We start from the raw sequence: 18,666 nt of genomic DNA on the forward strand, positions 1-18,666 counted from the left end.
AATCATTACGCCTGAAGTACCTAGGTCGCACGCCGGGTAAAAAATCAAAAACAGGCAAAGAAGTGATTAATAGAATGAAAGCGGAGGGGAAAATAAGATCCTCTTTTAAAGGTCCTGAATTCCAAGCGAGTGATGGTGAATGGTATCCTTTATCCGAAGCTGATATGGCGCATGAGCCAATGGATGCGGTAAAATACTGGAATACGACTGGGCGTAAACATGGCGCTAAATCTAAACAAGTTCGAAAATGGATGTTAGATTCAAATAATTATACTCTAGATCATTACAGTTTAAATCGCTCCGCTGGAGCCAAACTGAAAGAACGTTATGAACCACCTTTAGGATAGATATGAAAAACTTACCTGTAAATTTGAGAGATAAAATCGATGCACTCTATATCGCGGCCTATGAAGCATTAGAAAAAAAAGATTTTAATACGGCGAAAGAGCAAGCAGAAAAAGCATGGGAGTTATTACCTGAGCCTAAATTCGACTGGGACGTAACTCTCAGCTTTGTATCTGGAATATGTGATATGTACAAAGAGTTAGAGCTTTATAATGAAGCTCATGCGATTTTGGATGAACTTTTTGAATTTGGAAATTTAAAGCCATATCAAGATGGTCCTATATTCTTAAAGGGAACCATTTATTTTGAGCAAGGTGAACTAGAGCTAGCAAAAGTGTGGTTTGATAAAGCGAATACAATATCTAAAGGGCGCTGCTTTGTTAGTCAGCCGAAGAAGTATAAAACTTTCTATAGTGAGTATAAATAATGGATATTCATGATCAAATAGAGCGGTATTGCGAACAAGGTAATGACTTGTTCGATGAAGACGATTTTTTAGGTGCTATAGCCATTTGGCAAAAAGCATTTGATTTAATTGTTGATCCTGATGAAGATTGGAATGAAGCACTGTGGCTCAAGGTTTCGATTGGTGATAGTTTTTACATGATTGATGAATATGAAAAGTCTTTAGACTCTTTATTAGACGCCTTAAATTATCCTGAAGCAAATGAAAATGCATTTATCCACTTTAGAATAGGGCAATGTTATTACCAACTTGGTGATAAAGATAGTAGTAAAAATTCACTGTTAAAAGCCTACATGCTTACTGGTAAAGAGATTTTTGATGATCATGAAGAAGAAGGGCAGTTTTTTTATGATTTTCTGTCTTCTGAAGTGAATTTATAGGCTATATGAGCTGTGCTTGATGCATGACTAGTTATTAACAAGGAGCTGTGAGTGATTTCACGTAAGCCAAATGATCGTAAGATCAATTTAGATTTAATGAGTAATGAGTTTAAATCAAATTCAGAGAAACAAGCTTTTTTGAAATGGTTTTTGGATGCTCTAGATAAGACAGAGGTAATTAATAAAAGACGCCATATAGCAATTTGTCCTATATGTAATGAAAAAAATTTTTTATTACATGAGGAAAATAAAGTTATATCCAAATATGAGTACAGAATCCCCAATGGAGAAATAAATTTAATTGTAGACTCATCTATTTTACATTTGGTTTCAGTGCACTGCTTAGTACCTGACTCTTCCGTGATTACTGCTCTAGAAAACCTGTATTGTAAGTTACCAAAAAGTTAATTGTTTATTCTGATGTGTATAAATACGACTCACTTAACACTTCAAGACGTTGCTTCATTTACGCTAAAAAACAACCCCAGCAAGCAATTTAAAGAAAGGTGGGGTGACGAGTATGTAAGTGGCGCAATGAAATTATGGGACGAAGTTAAGGAATGTTATTCAAAGAATTAAGAATGTAACTTCACCGCATAAGAGCTGTTATTTGCAATGAGCTATGAATATGCAGTTGGTCCATATAGCTCAATCAGTAATATAAAAACATAACAAAGAAAAAGGATTTTTTAATGTCAGCAATAAGAATAACTCAAGCCGTAGGGCTTGGTGGAACAAATAGCTTAAACGATGTAAAAGCGGTGCAAACGGCGTTGAATAAATTACTTAAACTTATCCCACCTACACAAGCTTTAATTGTGGATGGTCGGTTAAACCCTCGCCCTGAAAACTCAAAAACTATTGCAGCCATTAAATTATTCCAAAGCAAAGTATTAAACATGGTTCGCCCCGATGGAAAAATAGATCCTAATGGACGAACACATCGAAAAATAAATGAGAAATTAGCAAGTCAGGTTGCAATTAGTGGTGTAAATACTGCACTAAAAATGCCAGCTACAAATGCATTTTGGATGAAAACGGCTATCGCAGAGGTTGGTGAGGCTGAAATTCCGGGTATAAAAGCAAATCCACAGATTTTGGAATACTTTAAAGCATCAAAATTCTGGGGGAGTGATGATAGTGGTGGTCAAAATGCATGGTGCGGCTCTTTTGTTGCTTGGGTTATGAAGCAGAATAATATGGAGCCTGTTAAAAATGCTTTTAGAGCAAAAGAATGGGCTAGTTTTGGCAAGCCTCTTGATAAACCTGTTTACGGGGCTATAGGCATTAAATCTCGAAAGGGGGGAGGTCATGTTGCTTTTGTCGTAGGTCAAAGTGCTGATGGAAATTACTTATATATGCTCGGAGGTAATCAAAGTAACAGTGTTAATGTTGCAAAGTATAAAAAGGAATTGTGGGATGACTTTGTAGTGCCTGCTAATTTTGACCCTTCATCGGCTAGTCTACCTATTTATACTCAAAAAGCATCCGTTGCGGGGAGTGAGGCATGATGAAAAAAGTACTTGTCATTCTTTTTGTTTTATTTGCTTCAACTCACGTTGTTTATGCCAAAAGTGCTGAACTTTTGGAATTGAAAGGTTTTAAAGAAGTAATTAAAAATGTGCACTATTTGGCTAAAGTAAAAATCACAAATGTTGAAATTTTACGTGAAGAGGATGAATCTGAAAAGCACGTTTACTTTGCTGAAGTGCTAGCAACATACAAAGGTAAAACTCATAAAAAGCTAAGCTATGAGATGGTTGTGGAGCAAGGTGAAGATGTTGTTTTTAATTCTGCACCTGTTTATGTAGCGCTTTGTTTGGATGAAAAGGGAACATATTATTGGCCAGGCACAGGCTCTGAATTTAAACCTTCATTAGTTATTGATACGTGGCTAACTGAAAATAAAAGTAATGTAGAAAAAATAAGTACAGACGCAGATTGGTGCGAATAGCGCTGTGCAGTAATTATAAAAGTTAAATAAACTTATATGGAAATACAATGAATAAAATAAACACGGATGTAAATTACAGAACAATGGCCAGTAATGCTCGTTTAGTTATGCTGGGCGAATCAAGCCATAATCCCGCAATTTACAAATATGAAGCGATTAAGGCGCTTAAGCAACTTAAAGCCGCTGGCTTCACTCATTTTGCAATGGAAATGCTACCTCGCTCTATGCAAGAAAAAATAGAGTTTTATCAACGCACAGGTAAAGGTTTTAATCAAATTCAGCAATATTTCAATGAAAATTGGGCCTGGGGGTATTTAGTTCCTAAAGCTTATGGTGAATTGGTTAAAGTTGCTCGAGATATAGGTTTAAAAATTGTAGCTTTGGATGTGACACCTGAGCTAATGGAAGAGATGGATAAAGCTTGCTCTTATAGCCAATATACAACTGGAAAATGCAAAAGCACTCACAGTGTCCGAAACGAAAACTGGGCAGGTCTTATTGCTAATATATTGAGTGACAGTAAAGAGTATCGTGTGATTGCGTTTATGCATCGTTGGCATGCAATTAAGGCATCTGAGTATGAGTTAGGTATCGATACAATTATTAAAACGCTGGGGGTTAATCATATAAGATATATTGATTTTATAGGGGGAATTGCGTGTCTAACTGAAAGAGACTGTAAAGGTTACTCTGATGAGGCTAGTTCACTTAAAAAACTGTATTTCTTCCGTAGAGGGTTACCTTTTAAATCAGCCGTTCAGTCTTACCAAGTTCATATTCCTGAAAGTGGGTTAATGAGGGATGGTTCGCTGTGATGTTAGGAAAAATATTCATATTAAGTTTTATTTTAAGCTTTTATGCCTTTCAAATACAGGCTAAATCTTTATCAAGCACTTTATGGCCTGATCTAAATATCAATGACCCCAAATTATCTATGGATACAGTGGCTAGACAATGCCAAAAAAGTTTGATGTATGCGCCTGAGCAATTAGAAGCATGGTGTGAAAAAGCCTACAAGATGGGGGCTTGGGATTCCTTGTTATATATTGGGTACCATACTGGTGATGGCTCACGTTATGTGAAAGAGTTGCGCTCACGCGTTCTAAAAAATGAGCTTTTAGCTATCGAAAAGTTAGCATGGCTCTATGACGGTGGTCTCTTTGTAGAAAATAATCCTAAAGAATCGGCTCGTTTGTACGAGCTTTTTTTGAAGCAAGGCAAAAACGTCCACCCTCGTCGTTTGATGTCTGTACATTATGACTTAGCTGAAATCTATAAAAGACTAGAAAATTGGCCTAAAGTTATCGAGAATGCTCAATATGTGATTGATCATAATGAAGGTGATGGTAGCGATTCACTAGCGAAGTCATTGAAAGCAGAAGCACAAATTGAGATGAATAAAGCTAGTAATTAATTTACGCGAGAGCTTGCTGGATATGTTTAGATGAAACTATTAATCAACTAAAAAGGTTCGAATAGAAATAACTATGGAACAACAACACCAACAAACACTAACCAATCTTGTATACGATATATACGAGAACCCTAACTTAATTGAAGAGCATCAACCGCTTATTCAGCCGTTACTTAGCGATTTAGTCGCAAGTGCGCCCACGGGCTTTGAAGGCATGGCGACGATGATTAATACCCACGTTTCAAACGGGTTTAAGTTTAAAAACCCTAAAATACAAAAATTTGAGCTTGAGTCGGGTTTATTAAAGCTGAAAACCTACTTTCAAAAAATAAATCGTTAATTAGTTAAGTATTAACCAAAACACTGGGAGTATTGTTTTGGCTGCAATCAAGGATGATCAATGACCCTTATAACCACCTGTATTTTAATGTTGTTTTTACAGCCTTTATTTGTTTATTTAGCACTTTTTAAACAGTCAAAACACAGTATTGAGCCCAAAAGCTCGTTAGATAATGAAGATTCAATGTTTTTATTTATCGCCCCAGGTTTATCGGTTTTTTACCTTGATCAGTTTTGGGTCGCACTGCTTTATTTAGGTAGTGTGTGCTTATTGGGTGTATTGCTAGCTAAAATTGTAGAAAGTAAAGCAAACAAGCGATTGACCAGAGATGACTCAATAGGGTTTGTGGTCGCAAGTTTTATCTTTTTTGGAATAATAAAGTTAATTATTGTTGCGACAGCTTATTTTTTTACCGATGACTCTACAAATGCGATAACACAAAATTTAAACCCAGCAGAAGAACCCTCATTGACGATTAGCCAAATGTTTAGTGTGGATTATTTGTATAGCCAGTTTAAGCCTACGGTTTATTTTTTAGCATTAATGGTAGTGACCTTAGTACTCAAAATTATCGAGCATAAGTTTTCATTAAAAGATGCTCTATCAGGCATACTCATTATGCTCTGTGCTTTATTGGCGGGTATTTCCCCCTTATTTGGTGATGCCTTTATTTTAGGATTAACTGCTAACTTTTTTATCTTTTTCATTTTTTGTTCTATGTGTATCGAAATAGATAAAATAGCGGATGCATCAGGTGGAGCTATTGCGTTTTTGTATGGCTATATATTGATGATGGGGCTTGGGTTTAGTGTGATTTGTAAGTTTGTTTATGAGGTGTTTTTTAGTTAAGTGTCATTATTAATGCTTATTTTTTATGCTAAACACTTGCAGTTAACCTTGTACCTAATTAGAATTGATTTTAGTCGGGCGGTAATGCCATTAAGCTTAAAACATTAATAATGTAGAGCCTAAAACACTATTAAACAGCAATATGAAAAGTGTATTGTGAGGCTAGTTTAAGGAGATTGTGTATCTTGTTAACACGTTTAAAAGTTTCTTTATTGGTAATTGCATCTATTACCATTGTTTTTTTTACTTCAACACAGGCTTTGGCAGATATGTTTGGTTTTTTTAATAAACAAGAATTTGTTTTATCAGCTCCTGTAAAAGGGCAGTTATTGGATGATGGGCAGCCCATTGCTAACACTAAAGTTATTCGTTCACTCACTTATGGTGATGAATATGTAGATGAAGCAATAACGGATGCGAATGGTTATTTTTCTTTTGCAGAAAAAACCATTAAAACGGCTAAACCTTCTAGCATGTTTGATAATGAATCGTTGATTCAGCACATCTATTTAGAAAATGGCACACCTGAAGGTATTGTTTTGTGGGCTGTTAGAGTTATTTTACATGAACAAAGTGAAACATTAGAAAGACTACTTGCAGATTTAGTTTGTGATGTTTCTGAACAACCAAAGACATACGATATACCTATTAAAGAAGATACAAGTCATACTTTCGCAATCTATACATCATGCAAACTTTAACCTTTTGACATAATCATTTAAAGGGAACTTATATGAATACTTTAACACCTACACAAGCAGTGCAATTGGCGTCTTTAGCCTATGACGCAAAAGAAATGAAAAGCACAAAATTAGTGAATGGGCTTTTACATTCCTCTTTGCGTGGAAATTTTAATTTTTCTGTTAATTCGGGCGCGATACAAGGTGTATCGGGTGGCTTTTTTTCACACTTATTTAATTTAAGTACTGGCTTTGGATTAGTTGGACACGGGGAAGGTGCTTTTAAAGGTGACTCCGTTATTGCTATTAGAGGCACAGCGTCATTACGTGATGGCTTAACTGATGGCAACTTTGGTTTAAGTGGTGGCTCAAATGGTAGCATGGTGCATGCTGGGTTTAATAAAACGTTTTACACGATGAAACCGGCACTTCAAGAATTTATTACTGCTAATATTAGAGATAAAATTAATGGCTGTGTTCATGTTGTTGGCCACAGCTTAGGTGGTGCTTTAGCAAGTTTATCTGCGGATTGGATCAAAGCTGAATACTCTTTGCCTGTTAAGCTTTATACCTTTGGCTCACCTCGAGTAGGTTTAGATGGTTTTGCCAGAGCCGCAACATCAAGGATTGATAAGGTTTATCGCTGCACACATGGTGCGGATCCGGTTGCTAAAGTGCCATTATGGCCGTTTTCACACGTACCATATAATGGCCAAGAGATCCGTCTGGATAATGGCCAAGGCTTAAAAGGAGCTGCGCATAAATTAAATGGCACACCTGGCTATATCAACACCGCTAATAGCAATGATTGGAGAAATTTAACCGTACAAGCTAATCACTTTTTAGCAACGCCTGTACGTTTAGATTTTGCTGACAGAAATCAAGCTTCATTTAATTCACATTGGTCAGATAAATTAAGTGCGGCCTTAATCACTTTATTAAAAGATGCGGGTTATTACAGTGCTGTTGTTGCACAAGCAAGTATTGGCACAGGTTTAACCTTTTACGATATGTTGGCGCGCACTTTAGATAAAATAGCGAAAGCCTCGGCTTCTTTTGCATCACAAACACTCGGTTTACTCGGACATATGTTAGTGTTTGCCGGAAAGGTTATTAGTACAGCCGTAGAATTAACTTACAGTTTTATTCGTTGGGTTTTCGATTCAACCTTAGGTGCTTTATATCAAGCAGCTAAAGACGGCTTAAATGGTTTAGGTTGATTTTTCAAAAGGGCTGTTTAGTTATAAAACAGCCCTTGTAAATACGCCTAATAGTTAACTCAATCTATATGCGCTTTGCAGATCTTAGCTGCTGGTTTTTTATTTAAAAATAACCTGTTTGTTACTGCGAGTGTAAATACGTTTTTCAGGTTTTGTCCATTCGCCTTTTTTTAAATAAGAGGTAGAGACGATAAATTGCCCATCTTTAAAATCACTGGTCGATTTAACTTTTGTGATCCCTTCTTTAGACCCTGTTACCGTTTCGTACGCCACAAACTGAGTTGGGCTCAATACGTTCATAGTGCCTTGTGTATAAAAACCTGCGGTGGTGAAGTAATAAAATACCAATGACTGTTTTTTGCTGTCCCAAAAAATCATTGATTCACCGCCATATTCCCCTTCATTAATAGAGTGAGCGGTTCGAATGGCTTTACCATTGAGCGCACGTTCCCAGCGGCCTACATCTTGAATTTTTGGTTTGTTATCGCCAACATCAAAATCAGCTTGCCATGTACCAAGGTAGGGTTTAAATACTTCCAGCTCTGGCGCTAAATCAGTCGCTTGGGCGTGACTAGCCCCAGCGCAGAACAAGCAAAAAGATAGTAAAAGTGTTTTTAGATATGACATAATTGCAGCCTATTTTTAGAGTTATTTTATTGTAGTATAGGCGAGAGTTCTTTGATTAAAAAAACATTATTGCTTTTTTCTGTTAGTTTTTTAGCTGTATTAGTGATTGGCGGACTGCTTGGCTATTGGCCTTATTTTGTGGCGAGTATTTACGGCACTATGAGTAGTATTACGTTTTTAGTGTATAAATGGGATAAACGTTTAGCAATAGAGTCAACTGAGCAACCTATTAGAGTACCGGAGCGCAGTTTACATATTTTAGCCTTATTGTGTGGTTGGCCGGGAGCGCTTATTGCCCAGCAATGGTTAAGGCATAAATCGCAAAAACGGGCATTTATTGCTGTGCTTTGGTTAACCATTTTGATTAATTGCAGCGTTTTGACTAGTGTCTATTATTGGCAATTCATGTAGATTGGTGCATTATCAGCTGACATAGAATAACCCCCTTTGAGCTTATGCGTATTCTCTATCGTGGTTACCATTTTATTTTAAAGTGCATCGTTATCTTTATCGGCATTCCAAATCCTAATTTATATCAAGGTATTGCGGGGTTTAAACAATGGCTACTATTGCTTAAACCCGTTAGGCCTATTTTTGTTGTAACCGATAACACGTTAAAAAATTTAAAGGTGATTGAGCCTATTCTTGCTCACCTCGATGAACAGCAAATCCCTTGGCAGTTATTTAGTGATGTAAATGCTAACCCTACGGTCAACAACGTTGAAGACGGGTTATTACTCTACCGACAGTATCAATGTGAATGTATTATCGCGATAGGTGGTGGCTCTGTGCTTGATTGTGCCAAGCTAATTGCTGCTCGAACGGTTCAACCTAATAAGTCGGTTGCCCAGCTCAAAGGTTTGTTTAAAGTTATCAACAAGCTCCCGACTTTGTGCGCTATTCCAACAACAGCAGGAACAGGCTCAGAGACAACGGTAGCGGCAGTGGTTAATGACCCCAATGCACAGCAAAAATATGCGGCAACAGATTTTACTTTAGTACCAAGTGACGCTGTATTGATCCCTGAGTTTACTCAATCAGTACCTGCACATATCACAGCGACTACAGGTATTGATGCGCTTACGCATGCAATAGAAGCCTATGTGGGTATTAATGGTTTGGCCTTTAGTAATAAACGATCATTGATGGCGATTGAGCTTATTTTAAAAAATTTACTGATCGCATATAAAAATGGTGATGATTTAGCCGCGCGTGAAAATATGCTATTAGCTTCATTTTATGCGGGTCAAGCATTTACTCGCGCATCGGTTGGCTATGTTCATGCCATTGCCCATCAGTTTGGTGCTCAATATGGTACAGCGCATGGCTTGGCTAATAGTGTGGTATTGATGCCGGTTTTGCGCTTTTATGGCAGTACTATAGATAATAAATTAGCGGAGATCGCTGATTATTGTCAGCTAACCAGTTTGCAGCAAACGCGCACTGAGAAAGCCGCAACGTTTTTAGTTACACTCGAGCAGTTACTCACTGATTTGGCAATTCCACGCTACTTAGAAGAAGTTAAACGCACTGACATCCCTTTATTAGCGAAGTCAGCCATAGCAGAAGCAAATTGGAATTATCCGGTGCCAAAGTTTATGAGTGAAGCGCAGTGCCAAGTGATTATTAGTAAAGTCAGCACGGATAAATAAAGCAACCTTCCGATCATCGATAGGAAGGTTGTAGCTATTGTTAGCGTTTTATTTGTGCTTCGGGTTGGTTTAGTAATTTAAGAATAGGATTATGCTCAGTAATTTTTGATTTAAGTACAAAGCCAATTAACAACCCTGTGATAAAGCCACCAATATGCGCACCATAATCAACGCCGTCGGGTGCTGCAAGCATGCCAAAAATGTTGATTGCTAACCAAATAACAAAAAACCACACTGCCGATAATTTCTTTTGATAAATTATAAACATAAAAGTAAGACTGGCGTGTCTAAACCACATTAAGTACATGCCAAATAGTCCTGCGATTGCACCACTGGCACCAACGCTTGGAATGGTGGAGCTTGGCTGAACGATAAAGCTTGCAAAGGAGGCCGCTAAACCACAAAGCATATACCAAAACAGAAACTTTTTATGACCAAGTACATCTTCAAGGTTGTCGCCGATAATATACAAAAAGTACATATTGCCAACTAAGTGCAGTATAGAGCCATGTAAAAATACGCAAGTTACAACCGTCCAAAGGTGTTCGCCTTGCGATAACTTACTAGGATTCATAGCAAATAAATCAAGCGTCATTGCAAACGCAGTTGTGTTAAAAAAGTACAGCGTAAAAATAATTGCGTTCAAAGCGATTAAACTGCGCGTAACCCACGGTGTTTGTTTGGGTTTGAGATTATATTCAACAGGCATTTGCGTTAAAAACTGAAAGAGATAGGTTTTCCAGCTGATTGTTTTATTTAGTTTATCGAGGCTGGCTTTGAGCTTAGGGCTATGCTCGACACTTTCTAATTGATTTTTTTCAATCCAACTGCCATTGCAGTGACGGCATACATCAATCTCAGTATGAAAGTCTTCTAATAGATGAAAACGTTCAAGGTTCTTATTGCAATCAGGGCAGTCAAGCTTGGAAATACCTAATGATTCACCAAAATGAGTTTCGTATTTTTCACCGATTGGCCCTTCGTTGAGCTCAGCAATCATACGGTTTACTTCATTTTTTTCAAACCATAAGCCACCGCATTCGCGACAGATATCTATCTCTTCACCTTGATAATGAGTAATATCCAAAGGGTGATCTTTACAGTGCGGGCAGCGTTTAGTTGGCATTATCAGTCTCCTTTAATGAGCCGATAATTATATCGTTTTGCTTTAATTCTTGTTGTAGATTTAATGTACTAAATTTTAGCCGTGGTAGTGTTTGTTGGATCGATTCCAATTGATATCTCCTTTATCACTTCGCTTCCTTTTTGAGCGCGATAGGCTACTTGAATTCTGTGGTTTTAACAATCAGTTGATGGTAATTTGCTGCATATTTTAGGTAAGGTGTTTTGAATTAGAAGAAAATACAAGGGGTTGGATTCATTTATATTATTTAGAAGTATTACGTTGTCTAAATACTGTGGTTATTCACATTATGGAGAGCTCATGTATATCCCATTTTTTAAATAACCACCTCAAATGTTTGATTAAATTGCTTTAAAGCGGCTTCTACGCGGGTTACGCCTAAGTCAAACTCAGCTCGAGTTGCAGGCCCGCCTAGGGTGAGGCGAACACCATTTGGACTATCCGCTTTTAGGGCTGGAACGTCGCGGATAAAGGCGTCTAACGTCCTTACTATTACCTTATGCGCTTTTAATACGCCGCAAAACTCAAACATATTCTGCGACTGGGCTAAGGGAATATACACATTTAAACTGGCAAACTGAGCATCTATCTCATAAGTTTCAAGCAGCTTTTTTATTTGTTCAATACGATAGCGTATCTCATCTGCAAGCTTAGTTTGATTATAAGTAAACTCATTACTTTTAATGGCGCGCATTATTAACTCAAAATTCATTGAGGAAACAGCCCAACATTCGCTATGCAGTTGTTTTAAAATCGGTTGCTCCCAAAGCATCGGAGACAACAAGTAACCGGCTCTAAGCCCGCCTGCAAAATATTTTGAAAAGCTTGAAATATAAAACACCCGATCAGGTGCTTGCTGCCATAATGGTAATCGCCAATGCTCAGGCAAACAGTAATTTACGTCATCTTCAATGATGAAAAAGTTATACCGGCGACTCAGCGCCAGCAGGGCGTTTAAATTGTCACTGCTATAGCGAATATTTGTGGGGTTTTGACAGTTTGGCGTGATATACACCGCTTTAATTGTGCGCGACTTACACAATGCTTCAATTTGGTTAAGATCAATTCCTTCGTTATGCATATCGACTTGCGCTAATGATAGTTTAAGTGAGTGACAGGCATGATAAAAACCTGGGTAGCACATAGATTCTGCGATGACAGTATCGCCACTTTCACACAAGGTTGCTAGTGTTGTGAATATTCCTTGCTGAGCGCCTTGGGTAAATATCAGTGGATGATTTAAGCAATCAAAGCCCTTATTTGCCAGCCATTGTTTAAAAAATCGCTGATGTGAGGCAAGCCCGTTGAGTTTATAAACCATCACATCAGTTAATGCACTTTGATCCTCTGACAACGATTGCAGGGCATTCGTCATAACATGCTGTTGCCCCATCATCGGTTGCATGCTTGAGGCAAAGTCTGTGTCGCCCTCAAAATGACTTAACTCCGCTACTTTACTTACAAAGGTGCCAGCCCCTAATTTTGCAGTAACCAATCCTCGTTGCTCAAGCAATGCATAAGCACGAGTTACTGTGCCATGTGTAATATTTAAGCTGTCAGCGAGTAGCCGTTGGGCCGGTAATTTTTGCTCAAAGGACAGCATTTTGCTGTCAATAGCGTGTTCAATTAAAGCGGCTAATGCGCGATATTTGGGTTGGGTGTCACATAGGCGACTAAACAGAGTGTGATCGGGTTTGTAAATTGTATTCATAACAATAAAAATGTTGATGATTTTATATAATTATGACAATTAATAGTTATTAAACAACCACAATATTGTATCAATACAATTAATCATTATGAATACAGTTAATGTTTTTGAGCTTGCACCTGCTCTCATGCTATTTTGTTTTGCTGCGTCAATCACGCCGGGGCCTAATAACATTTTGCTTACTCACTCAGGCACACATTTTGGCGTGACTAAAACCCTGCCGCACCTACTGGGTATTCGAGCTGGTATGACGATAATGCATTTAGCAATGCTATTAGGATTAGGAAAACTTTTTTTAATGCAGCCAAAACTGCATTTTTTTCTACAGCTTTGTGCCAGTGGTTATATTTTATATTTAGCATACAAGGTGGCTAGTAGCTCTCAAATGAAAGGGGAGAATGCTCAAGCGAGGCCTTTAAACTTCTATCAAGGCATGCTTTTTCAGTTGATCAATCCTAAGTCATATGCCGTGTTAATGACACTTTGTACCGCACTTACTTTACCTGGGAGTGCCTATTGGCCTTCTGCAATTTTGGGCGTGGTTATTTTTAATCTTGTCGCGGCTTGCTCAGGTTTGTTTTGGGTAAACTTTGGCAAATACATGCGACAATTTTTAAATAAGCCAACTACCTTTAAACGTTTTAATTGGGTTATGTCATTATTTCTTGCGGCATCAATACCATTAGTCTTTATATCAAAGTCGAACACGTTATAAGGAGTTGAAATGAAATTTACTCAGCAATTGTCAGCACAACAATTTACCCAAGCGTTTGAGTTTTTATCTGAACGAAGTTATTGGAGTAAAGGCATTAGTCGTGAACGGTTAGAAAAAGCGTTCGCACATTCACTGTGCTTTGCATTAATTGAAAATAATCAACTGCTGGCATTTGCAAGAGTGGTGACTGACCGAGCTACTTTCGCCAACTTATTGGATGTATTTGTGTTAGAGCAATTTAGAGGACAAGGGTTGGGTAAAAAGCTGATGGATCATGTAATGAGCCACCCTGAGTTGCAATCGTTGCGCCGTTTTACACTGACAACAAGAGACGCTCATTCGCTTTATCAACAATTTGGTTTTCAAAGCCAAGTAAACCCCAATCTCGCAATGGAAAAATGTTTAGTTGGCGGGTACTCAACTGTATTAATACCAATCGACTTAAATATTTAACCATTCTAGCGAGCTAAATAAAGCGCTAACTGCGTTATAAATTTTTCATGTAGAACAACTATATGTCAAAATTTATGCCTTGTTATCACTCCATTTATCTGTCGCTATAAATGGTCAGTAACTTAAAACGATTGGTATAAAACGGCAAAATTAAGTACGGATTGAACGTTTTAATGCGTGCAGTTAAACTCGCCTATTGTGAACTGGCAAAACCTGCTACTGCGTCACTACTTTAATTTACCCATTGTTTAATTCTTTTTGAGGGTTATTCAAAAGCACAGCCCCGCTTTGTTCCTCACCTAAGTAGTCGTCTTTATTGTAAATAGGGCACTTGGTCATTGACAGGCAACCGCAGCCGATGCAGCCGTCAACTCGCTCGCGTAGGCGCTGCATAAAGGCAATCCGTTCATCAAGTTGTGCTTGCCAGTTTTTTGATAGTGCTGACCAATCTTCTTTAGTTGGGGTACGTTGCTCGGGTAGGGTTGCCAGTGTTTGTTTGATTTCTTCAAGCGTTATGCCCATTGTTTGCGCTGCTTTGATCACGGCTACGCGGCGCAGTACATCGGGTTTATAGCGGCGTTGGTTGCCGTTGTTACGCCAGCTGCGGATCAACCCTTTGGTTTCGTAAAAGTGCAGTGTTGATACTTTTACGCCGCTGCGTTTAGCCACATAACCTACCGTTAAGTTAGCTTCGACGAGTTGTTTTTGTTGAACGGTCATAGTTTTGCTTCTTTTTAAAAAATTTACAGATTGCTTGTTGACCTTAAGTTAGCTTGAGGTTTTAAGCTTTGCTCCATCATAAAAAAAGGAGCTAACCCAATGCAAGAAAAATCAGCACATAACACCGCAATCATTTATTCAAGTGGCCGTAAAAATGGTAATACTACCGCGCAAGCGAATGCGTATAGCAAGCAACAAAGCGGCATTGTTTTTTGCTTAGATGACTATGTGATTTCACCTTATCGTTATGACAAGCAATATAAAAATGATGATTTTTATAATTTGTTTGAAGTGTTATTACGTTATGATCATTGGGTGTTCGCATCCCCTGTGTATTGGTATAACACTACGCCACAAATGAAGGCGTTTATGGATAGGATCACAGATTACATGGATGACGAGGCGTTAAAACCTAAGCTTAGAACCTTGCGCCAAAAACAGTTTTCACTGTTGTCTAATGCTACCTCTCCCTCAGCGCCAGACGCATTTATAGCTATGTTTAAACATACCTTTAATTATCTAGGGATGACTTTTAAAGCACATTCACATGTTCAGGCTAGTTAAATAGTGGTAATCGAGTTAGGCTAAACAAAAAAGTAAAAAGGATGCTTTATGAAAACGTTACTTTTAGGCTTTAGCCTTCTTATAACTAGCTTAACAACGATCGCTGCTGAGCCAACTCCTGTTATCAAAGATTTTGGTTATTTTTACAATGTAGCAAAGCATGTGTCGGACTTAAGCCAAGCGCAGTTTAAAATTGCCTTTGATGTAGGGGATGGTGCTGAAAAAGGCGCGCAAAATAATCACATTAATTCGTTAGCGCGTTTTATTAATATGCATGTGGCTCATGGTGTGAAGCCAGAAAACATTCAGCTGGCGTTAGTTATACACGGTGGTGCGAGTGTTGATGTGCTTGAAAACAGTTTTTATAAAGCCCGCTTTGATACTGATAATAAAAACCAATCCTTGCTCAAACAGCTGCTTGCGAATAACACCGTTGTGTATGTGTGTGGGCAGTCGGCAATGCATATGAAGGTAGCGCCGGAGCAGCTTATCCCTGGGGTGAAAATGGCGCTTTCTGCAATGACCGCTCATGCGCAGTTACAGCAGCAAGGCTATACGCTGAACCCGTTCTGATGAATATTCTGTGTTTTGGCGACTCCAATACCTTTGGAATTTCCCCTGTTGACGGTAAACGGCTGGCTGAAACTGAGCGCTGGTCGAGCATACTCGCAAAATTGCTAGGCTCAGAACACCAAGTGATTGAAGCGGGGCAGCCAAATAGAACCTTAGTTAAAGATCCGCCATTTAGTGGTGATAAATCAGGCATTAAGTATTTAAAAGCGTATCTGGAAGCGCACACAGTTGATGTAATTATTATTCAGCTTGGTACTAATGATTTAAAAGCACGCTTTACACTTTCTGCTATCGATATTACACAGGCGCTGGAGGAGTTGATTTTAGCTATTAAAGCTTTTTATCACGGCCAAACACAGCCAAAAATAATCATCTTGAGTCCGCCAAAGGTGTATGAAGTGGGCAACTACAAAAACATTTACGCAGGTGCAAGCAATAAAGCAAAGCAATTATCTATAGAGTTTAAAATAGTGGCAGGTCGTCAAGATTGTTTGTTTATAGACGGCTTTGCACTTATCTCTGCATGTCCTAATGAGGGAGTACATTGGCCTTGTAAAACGCATAAGCTGCTTGCAAAGCGCTTATTAGCATTATTTTAAAGTAGGGTACGAGAGAGCTCTTTATATGATTTGCCAATTTTAATAATAGCCCCACTACTGAGTTCAACATATTCATTGTTAACAGCAATTACCTTACTTTTATTAATTAAGTACGATTTATGAATTTGTATAAATGAACCTGCTAGCTGCTGAGAAAGCTGCTTCAGTGTTGTTGTGGCAAGTGTGGTGTTGTGTACCTGATGCAACTTTACATAATTACCGTAGGCTTCAAGGTACTCAATAGTATCTAAGGTGAATTTACGTTTTTCTCGGTCAACCTTGAGGGTAATAGTTTTGGGTTGTTGAGTTAAAGGCTGTGCAGTGCGTTGGTACACTTTGTTGAGTGCCTGGCTCAGCCTTGGTGCTGAAACAGGCTTAAGCAAATAGTCTGTTACATTCAGCTCAAAGCCGGCTACGGCATAGTCTTGATAGGCACTCACTATGATCACTTGCGGAGGATCCGCGAGTGCTTTTAATAGCTCAAGCCCTGTTAACTCTGGCATATTAATGTCTAAAAAAACTAACTCAATGTCTGATTTCGCCAGCGCACATAAGGCATCCTTAGCGCTATAGTATTGGCCAATCAGATTAATATTGCTGTGTGCTGTTAAATGATGTTGAATTACTTGATGCGCCAGTGGCTCGTCATCAACGATGATTGCTTTTATCATTTTGACAGCTCCAATGTCAGTGTTGTTTGCCAAATTTCCTCTTGCTCATATGTTGTGAGTGAATGTTTATTTGGGTATAAAAGTTTTAACCGTCTTAGTAGATTGTTAAGCCCGATCCCCCGTTTGTTTTTGGCCATTTTAGGTCTAATTGGGTTTGCGCAATAAAGCGTTAATATGTTGTCATTGATAGTAATTTTAATCGTTATTGCTGCTGCATCTGAGCTGGGTTCAACACCGTGTTTTATGGCATTCTCAACGATAATAATCAGTAGTAACGGCGCTATGTTAAACGTCTCTGAATTGCTTGGCCAAACTAGATTAAATTTACATTGATGAGCACTTCTAATTTTGTGTAATTCGATAAAGTTTTTAAGATAGTCTAGCTCTTTTGCTAATGGAACAGATGGCTTTTGACCTTCATAAACGGTGTATCGCAGTAAATCAGCTAAATGCAGCACTAATTGCGGTGCTTGGTCTGATTTTGTCAGTGTAAGTGCATATAAGTTATTTAAAGTATTAAATAAAAAGTGTGGATTAACTTGTTGTTGTAGTAATTTTAGCTCGGTTTGGACTTGTTGCTTGGCGATTTCATTAAACTTACTTTGTTGCTGTTGGCGCTCAAACGCTAAAATAATGGGGGTGCTTATAACAAGAAAGAGCAGCATAAACTGATAGTTATACTTACTAAAAATGTTTTGGTTGCCACTGGGTGTTAGGTTTGCAATGCTTGTGGGTAGATCATTTATAGGTAGGGTAAGCACTATTGCGGTTAATAAAGGGGTCAAAACCGCTATAAAAATTATGCATGCAGCGACAAAGGTAAACACGCCGTGAGTCGCGAGTAAATGACGAATAAGGATATAGCGGTTAAATAGATACAGGCCATAAATAATCACTGCATAAACGCTCAGTTGCCAAAAATAAGCAAAAAATTGGCTAAACTGGGAAACTATTTTACTGGGTTCAAAAATCAATGCGAAAGGTTGATTTAGTAAAGGATTATCATGCGTATTGAGTACTCCAGCAATGGTAAATGACCAGCAAAAGAGTATTATCAGCACTACATTATCTAATGATATTAATGAGCTAAGCCATTGGGTAATTAGTGATTTTTGAATCGTTATGGTGCGTTGAGATATCAGCCATATAATGCTCGCCCCAGTGCATAAAATCCAACCTTGCAGTTCAAGATAATGCCAATTGGCAAATTGTGAAAACACCGTATTTACTGTGTACATTAAAGCAGGGTAAGCGATAAAGCCTAACAACCAGATCATAACAGCCAGCCTTGCTGATCGCTTAAATGCCATAACATGCGCAATGAAAAAAGGCAGGCACTCTAACAGTAGCTGCGCATTTATTTGTAAGTAAAGTGTAGGTGAGCTGAGCCTTAAAGATAGGTAGCGTATGTGGGCTTCAAGCAAAACAGCAGCAAAAAGAGGCAGCAATGCAATAACATATTTTACCTTAATCCGCTGTGATACAAAGGAAATAACCGCCTGCACATTTAACTCCAATTTAAATTCAGTTGATATATTACTTTAACCTTTAAGAGCCTAAAACACATCTTTGCGCTCGTAAATTTACAT

General features: G+C 38.2%; 24 protein-coding genes and 1 pseudogene. 19 read left to right on the plus strand and 6 right to left on the minus strand.

The features are described from left to right. From ENH88_RS11985 to ENH88_RS12040, 12 genes and pseudogenes are all read left to right on the plus strand, one after another. Positions 1 to 347: pseudogene (locus tag ENH88_RS11985) on the plus strand (GH-E family nuclease); the annotation flags it as partial. A gap of 2 nt (positions 348 to 349) precedes the next feature. Next, complete coding sequence (locus ENH88_RS11990; protein WP_304182484.1) at positions 350 to 772, plus strand: hypothetical protein; 423 nt, start codon at positions 350 to 352, stop codon at positions 770 to 772. Continuing rightward, positions 772 to 1,191 carry a tetratricopeptide repeat protein gene (locus tag ENH88_RS11995; protein ID WP_304182485.1) on the plus strand — a complete coding sequence of 140 codons (420 nt, stop codon included), beginning with the start codon at positions 772 to 774 and terminating at the stop codon, positions 1,189 to 1,191. Before ENH88_RS11990 ends, ENH88_RS11995 begins: the two co-directional genes overlap by 1 nt. A gap of 51 nt (positions 1,192 to 1,242) precedes the next feature. Further along, complete coding sequence (locus ENH88_RS12000) at positions 1,243 to 1,599, plus strand: hypothetical protein (protein WP_304182486.1); 357 nt, start codon at positions 1,243 to 1,245, stop codon at positions 1,597 to 1,599. Between the two features lie 284 nt (positions 1,600 to 1,883). Next, positions 1,884 to 2,702 carry a TIGR02594 family protein gene (locus ENH88_RS12005; protein WP_304182487.1) on the plus strand — a complete coding sequence of 273 codons (819 nt, stop codon included), beginning with the start codon at positions 1,884 to 1,886 and terminating at the stop codon, positions 2,700 to 2,702. Beyond that, positions 2,699 to 3,145 (plus strand): hypothetical protein, encoded by a 447-nt coding sequence (locus ENH88_RS12010; RefSeq protein WP_304182488.1) that lies wholly within the window; start codon positions 2,699 to 2,701, stop codon positions 3,143 to 3,145. The genes ENH88_RS12005 and ENH88_RS12010 overlap by 4 nt, the downstream gene beginning before the upstream one ends. Positions 3,146 to 3,192: 47 nt before the next feature. After that, on the plus strand, positions 3,193 to 3,960 hold the full coding sequence (locus ENH88_RS12015; protein ID WP_304182489.1) for a ChaN family lipoprotein: 768 nt from the start codon (positions 3,193 to 3,195) through the stop codon (positions 3,958 to 3,960). Next, the gene (locus tag ENH88_RS12020) at positions 3,957 to 4,559 is read left to right on the plus strand and encodes a hypothetical protein (protein ID WP_304182490.1); all 603 of its coding nucleotides are present in this window, start codon (positions 3,957 to 3,959) and stop codon (positions 4,557 to 4,559) included. The genes ENH88_RS12015 and ENH88_RS12020 overlap by 4 nt, the downstream gene beginning before the upstream one ends. Before the next feature lie 73 nt (positions 4,560 to 4,632). Continuing rightward, positions 4,633 to 4,899: a hypothetical protein gene (locus ENH88_RS12025; RefSeq protein ID WP_304182491.1), complete on the plus strand. Its 267-nt coding sequence runs from the start codon at positions 4,633 to 4,635 to the stop codon at positions 4,897 to 4,899. A gap of 60 nt (positions 4,900 to 4,959) precedes the next feature. After that, entirely contained in the window at positions 4,960 to 5,748 is a 789-nt protein-coding gene (locus ENH88_RS12030) for a hypothetical protein (RefSeq protein ID WP_304182492.1), read from the plus strand. Positions 5,749 to 5,933: 185 nt separating this feature from the next. After that, positions 5,934 to 6,449: a DUF6795 domain-containing protein gene (locus ENH88_RS12035; protein ID WP_304182493.1), complete on the plus strand. Its 516-nt coding sequence runs from the start codon at positions 5,934 to 5,936 to the stop codon at positions 6,447 to 6,449. A gap of 32 nt (positions 6,450 to 6,481) precedes the next feature. Continuing rightward, on the plus strand, positions 6,482 to 7,648 hold the full coding sequence (locus ENH88_RS12040; RefSeq protein WP_304182494.1) for a lipase family protein: 1,167 nt from the start codon (positions 6,482 to 6,484) through the stop codon (positions 7,646 to 7,648). A gap of 99 nt (positions 7,649 to 7,747) precedes the next feature. On the opposite strand, the gene ENH88_RS12045 is transcribed toward ENH88_RS12040, so the two are convergent. Then, on the minus strand, positions 7,748 to 8,275 hold the full coding sequence (locus ENH88_RS12045) for a hypothetical protein (RefSeq protein WP_283708945.1): 528 nt from the start codon (positions 8,273 to 8,275) through the stop codon (positions 7,748 to 7,750). A gap of 51 nt (positions 8,276 to 8,326) precedes the next feature. Here ENH88_RS12045 and ENH88_RS12050 point away from each other — a divergent pair, with 51 nt between their 5' ends. Together ENH88_RS12050 and ENH88_RS12055 are read left to right on the plus strand one after the other, a co-directional pair. After that, positions 8,327 to 8,686 (plus strand): DUF1294 domain-containing protein, encoded by a 360-nt coding sequence (locus tag ENH88_RS12050; protein ID WP_304182495.1) that lies wholly within the window; start codon positions 8,327 to 8,329, stop codon positions 8,684 to 8,686. Between the two features lie 44 nt (positions 8,687 to 8,730). After that, on the plus strand, positions 8,731 to 9,927 hold the full coding sequence (locus tag ENH88_RS12055) for an iron-containing alcohol dehydrogenase (RefSeq protein ID WP_304182496.1): 1,197 nt from the start codon (positions 8,731 to 8,733) through the stop codon (positions 9,925 to 9,927). A gap of 40 nt (positions 9,928 to 9,967) precedes the next feature. Here the strand turns inward: ENH88_RS12055 and ENH88_RS12060 are convergent, their stop codons facing one another. After that, positions 9,968 to 11,053, minus strand: coding sequence for a rhomboid family intramembrane serine protease (locus ENH88_RS12060; protein ID WP_304182497.1), 1,086 nt, complete (start codon positions 11,051 to 11,053; stop codon positions 9,968 to 9,970). A gap of 334 nt (positions 11,054 to 11,387) precedes the next feature. Further along, positions 11,388 to 12,782 (minus strand): PLP-dependent aminotransferase family protein, encoded by a 1,395-nt coding sequence (locus ENH88_RS12065; protein WP_304182499.1) that lies wholly within the window; start codon positions 12,780 to 12,782, stop codon positions 11,388 to 11,390. A gap of 127 nt (positions 12,783 to 12,909) precedes the next feature. On the opposite strand from ENH88_RS12065, the gene ENH88_RS12070 reads away from it, so the two are divergent. Further along, positions 12,910 to 13,497: a LysE family translocator gene (locus ENH88_RS12070; RefSeq protein ID WP_304182571.1), complete on the plus strand. Its 588-nt coding sequence runs from the start codon at positions 12,910 to 12,912 to the stop codon at positions 13,495 to 13,497. Positions 13,498 to 13,506: 9 nt separating this feature from the next. Next, positions 13,507 to 13,950 (plus strand): GNAT family N-acetyltransferase, encoded by a 444-nt coding sequence (locus tag ENH88_RS12075; protein WP_304182500.1) that lies wholly within the window; start codon positions 13,507 to 13,509, stop codon positions 13,948 to 13,950. 237 nt (positions 13,951 to 14,187) lie between these two features. Here ENH88_RS12075 and soxR read toward each other — a convergent pair whose 3' ends face one another. Then, positions 14,188 to 14,670: a redox-sensitive transcriptional activator SoxR gene (gene soxR / locus ENH88_RS12080; RefSeq protein ID WP_304182501.1), complete on the minus strand. Its 483-nt coding sequence runs from the start codon at positions 14,668 to 14,670 to the stop codon at positions 14,188 to 14,190. A 99-nt stretch (positions 14,671 to 14,769) separates the two neighbouring features. Between soxR and ENH88_RS12085 the strand changes: the two genes are divergently transcribed. The 3 genes from ENH88_RS12085 to ENH88_RS12095 are packed head-to-tail and all read left to right on the plus strand — an operon-like array spanning position 14,770 to position 16,406. Continuing rightward, entirely contained in the window at positions 14,770 to 15,234 is a 465-nt protein-coding gene (locus ENH88_RS12085) for a flavodoxin family protein (protein WP_064664583.1), read from the plus strand. 48 nt (positions 15,235 to 15,282) lie between these two features. Further along, a complete protein-coding gene (locus ENH88_RS12090; RefSeq protein ID WP_304182502.1) occupies positions 15,283 to 15,807 on the plus strand; it encodes a DsrE family protein in 525 nt (174 codons plus the stop codon). Further along, entirely contained in the window at positions 15,807 to 16,406 is a 600-nt protein-coding gene (locus ENH88_RS12095; RefSeq protein ID WP_304182503.1) for an SGNH/GDSL hydrolase family protein, read from the plus strand. Before ENH88_RS12090 ends, ENH88_RS12095 begins: the two co-directional genes overlap by 1 nt. Here ENH88_RS12095 and ENH88_RS12100 read toward each other — a convergent pair. Continuing rightward, positions 16,403 to 17,077 (minus strand): LytR/AlgR family response regulator transcription factor, encoded by a 675-nt coding sequence (locus tag ENH88_RS12100; RefSeq protein ID WP_064664580.1) that lies wholly within the window; start codon positions 17,075 to 17,077, stop codon positions 16,403 to 16,405. The genes ENH88_RS12095 and ENH88_RS12100 overlap by 4 nt on opposite strands. After that, positions 17,074 to 18,354 carry a sensor histidine kinase gene (locus tag ENH88_RS12105; protein ID WP_304182505.1) on the minus strand — a complete coding sequence of 427 codons (1,281 nt, stop codon included), beginning with the start codon at positions 18,352 to 18,354 and terminating at the stop codon, positions 17,074 to 17,076. The genes ENH88_RS12100 and ENH88_RS12105 overlap by 4 nt, the downstream gene beginning before the upstream one ends. Positions 18,355 to 18,666 lie beyond the last annotated feature (312 nt).

It is taken from the genome of Pseudoalteromonas prydzensis (assembly GCF_011050055.1).
GTDB lineage: Bacteria > Pseudomonadota > Gammaproteobacteria > Enterobacterales > Alteromonadaceae > Pseudoalteromonas > Pseudoalteromonas prydzensis_A.

Coding starts and splice junctions, on each gene's coding strand:
- ENH88_RS12010 (WP_304182488.1), top strand. CDS start 2,699: ATGATGAAAAAAGTACTTGTCATTCTTTTTGTTTTATTTGCTTCAACT.
- ENH88_RS12045 (WP_283708945.1), bottom strand. CDS start 8,275: ATGTCATATCTAAAAACACTTTTACTATCTTTTTGCTTGTTCTGCGCT.
- ENH88_RS12055 (WP_304182496.1), top strand. CDS start 8,731: ATGCGTATTCTCTATCGTGGTTACCATTTTATTTTAAAGTGCATCGTT.
- ENH88_RS12100 (WP_064664580.1), bottom strand. CDS start 17,077: ATGATAAAAGCAATCATCGTTGATGACGAGCCACTGGCGCATCAAGTA.
- ENH88_RS12060 (WP_304182497.1), bottom strand. CDS start 11,053: ATGCCAACTAAACGCTGCCCGCACTGTAAAGATCACCCTTTGGATATT.
- ENH88_RS12005 (WP_304182487.1), top strand. CDS start 1,884: ATGTCAGCAATAAGAATAACTCAAGCCGTAGGGCTTGGTGGAACAAAT.
- ENH88_RS12070 (WP_304182571.1), top strand. CDS start 12,910: ATGCTATTTTGTTTTGCTGCGTCAATCACGCCGGGGCCTAATAACATT.
- ENH88_RS12075 (WP_304182500.1), top strand. CDS start 13,507: ATGAAATTTACTCAGCAATTGTCAGCACAACAATTTACCCAAGCGTTT.
- ENH88_RS11995 (WP_304182485.1), top strand. CDS start 772: ATGGATATTCATGATCAAATAGAGCGGTATTGCGAACAAGGTAATGAC.
- soxR (WP_304182501.1), bottom strand. CDS start 14,670: ATGACCGTTCAACAAAAACAACTCGTCGAAGCTAACTTAACGGTAGGT.
- ENH88_RS12085 (WP_064664583.1), top strand. CDS start 14,770: ATGCAAGAAAAATCAGCACATAACACCGCAATCATTTATTCAAGTGGC.
- ENH88_RS12105 (WP_304182505.1), bottom strand. CDS start 18,354: ATGATCTGGTTGTTAGGCTTTATCGCTTACCCTGCTTTAATGTACACA.
- ENH88_RS12095 (WP_304182503.1), top strand. CDS start 15,807: ATGAATATTCTGTGTTTTGGCGACTCCAATACCTTTGGAATTTCCCCT.
- ENH88_RS12025 (WP_304182491.1), top strand. CDS start 4,633: ATGGAACAACAACACCAACAAACACTAACCAATCTTGTATACGATATA.
- ENH88_RS12015 (WP_304182489.1), top strand. CDS start 3,193: ATGAATAAAATAAACACGGATGTAAATTACAGAACAATGGCCAGTAAT.
- ENH88_RS11990 (WP_304182484.1), top strand. CDS start 350: ATGAAAAACTTACCTGTAAATTTGAGAGATAAAATCGATGCACTCTAT.
- ENH88_RS12090 (WP_304182502.1), top strand. CDS start 15,283: ATGAAAACGTTACTTTTAGGCTTTAGCCTTCTTATAACTAGCTTAACA.
- ENH88_RS12030 (WP_304182492.1), top strand. CDS start 4,960: ATGACCCTTATAACCACCTGTATTTTAATGTTGTTTTTACAGCCTTTA.
- ENH88_RS12065 (WP_304182499.1), bottom strand. CDS start 12,782: ATGAATACAATTTACAAACCCGATCACACTCTGTTTAGTCGCCTATGT.
- ENH88_RS12040 (WP_304182494.1), top strand. CDS start 6,482: ATGAATACTTTAACACCTACACAAGCAGTGCAATTGGCGTCTTTAGCC.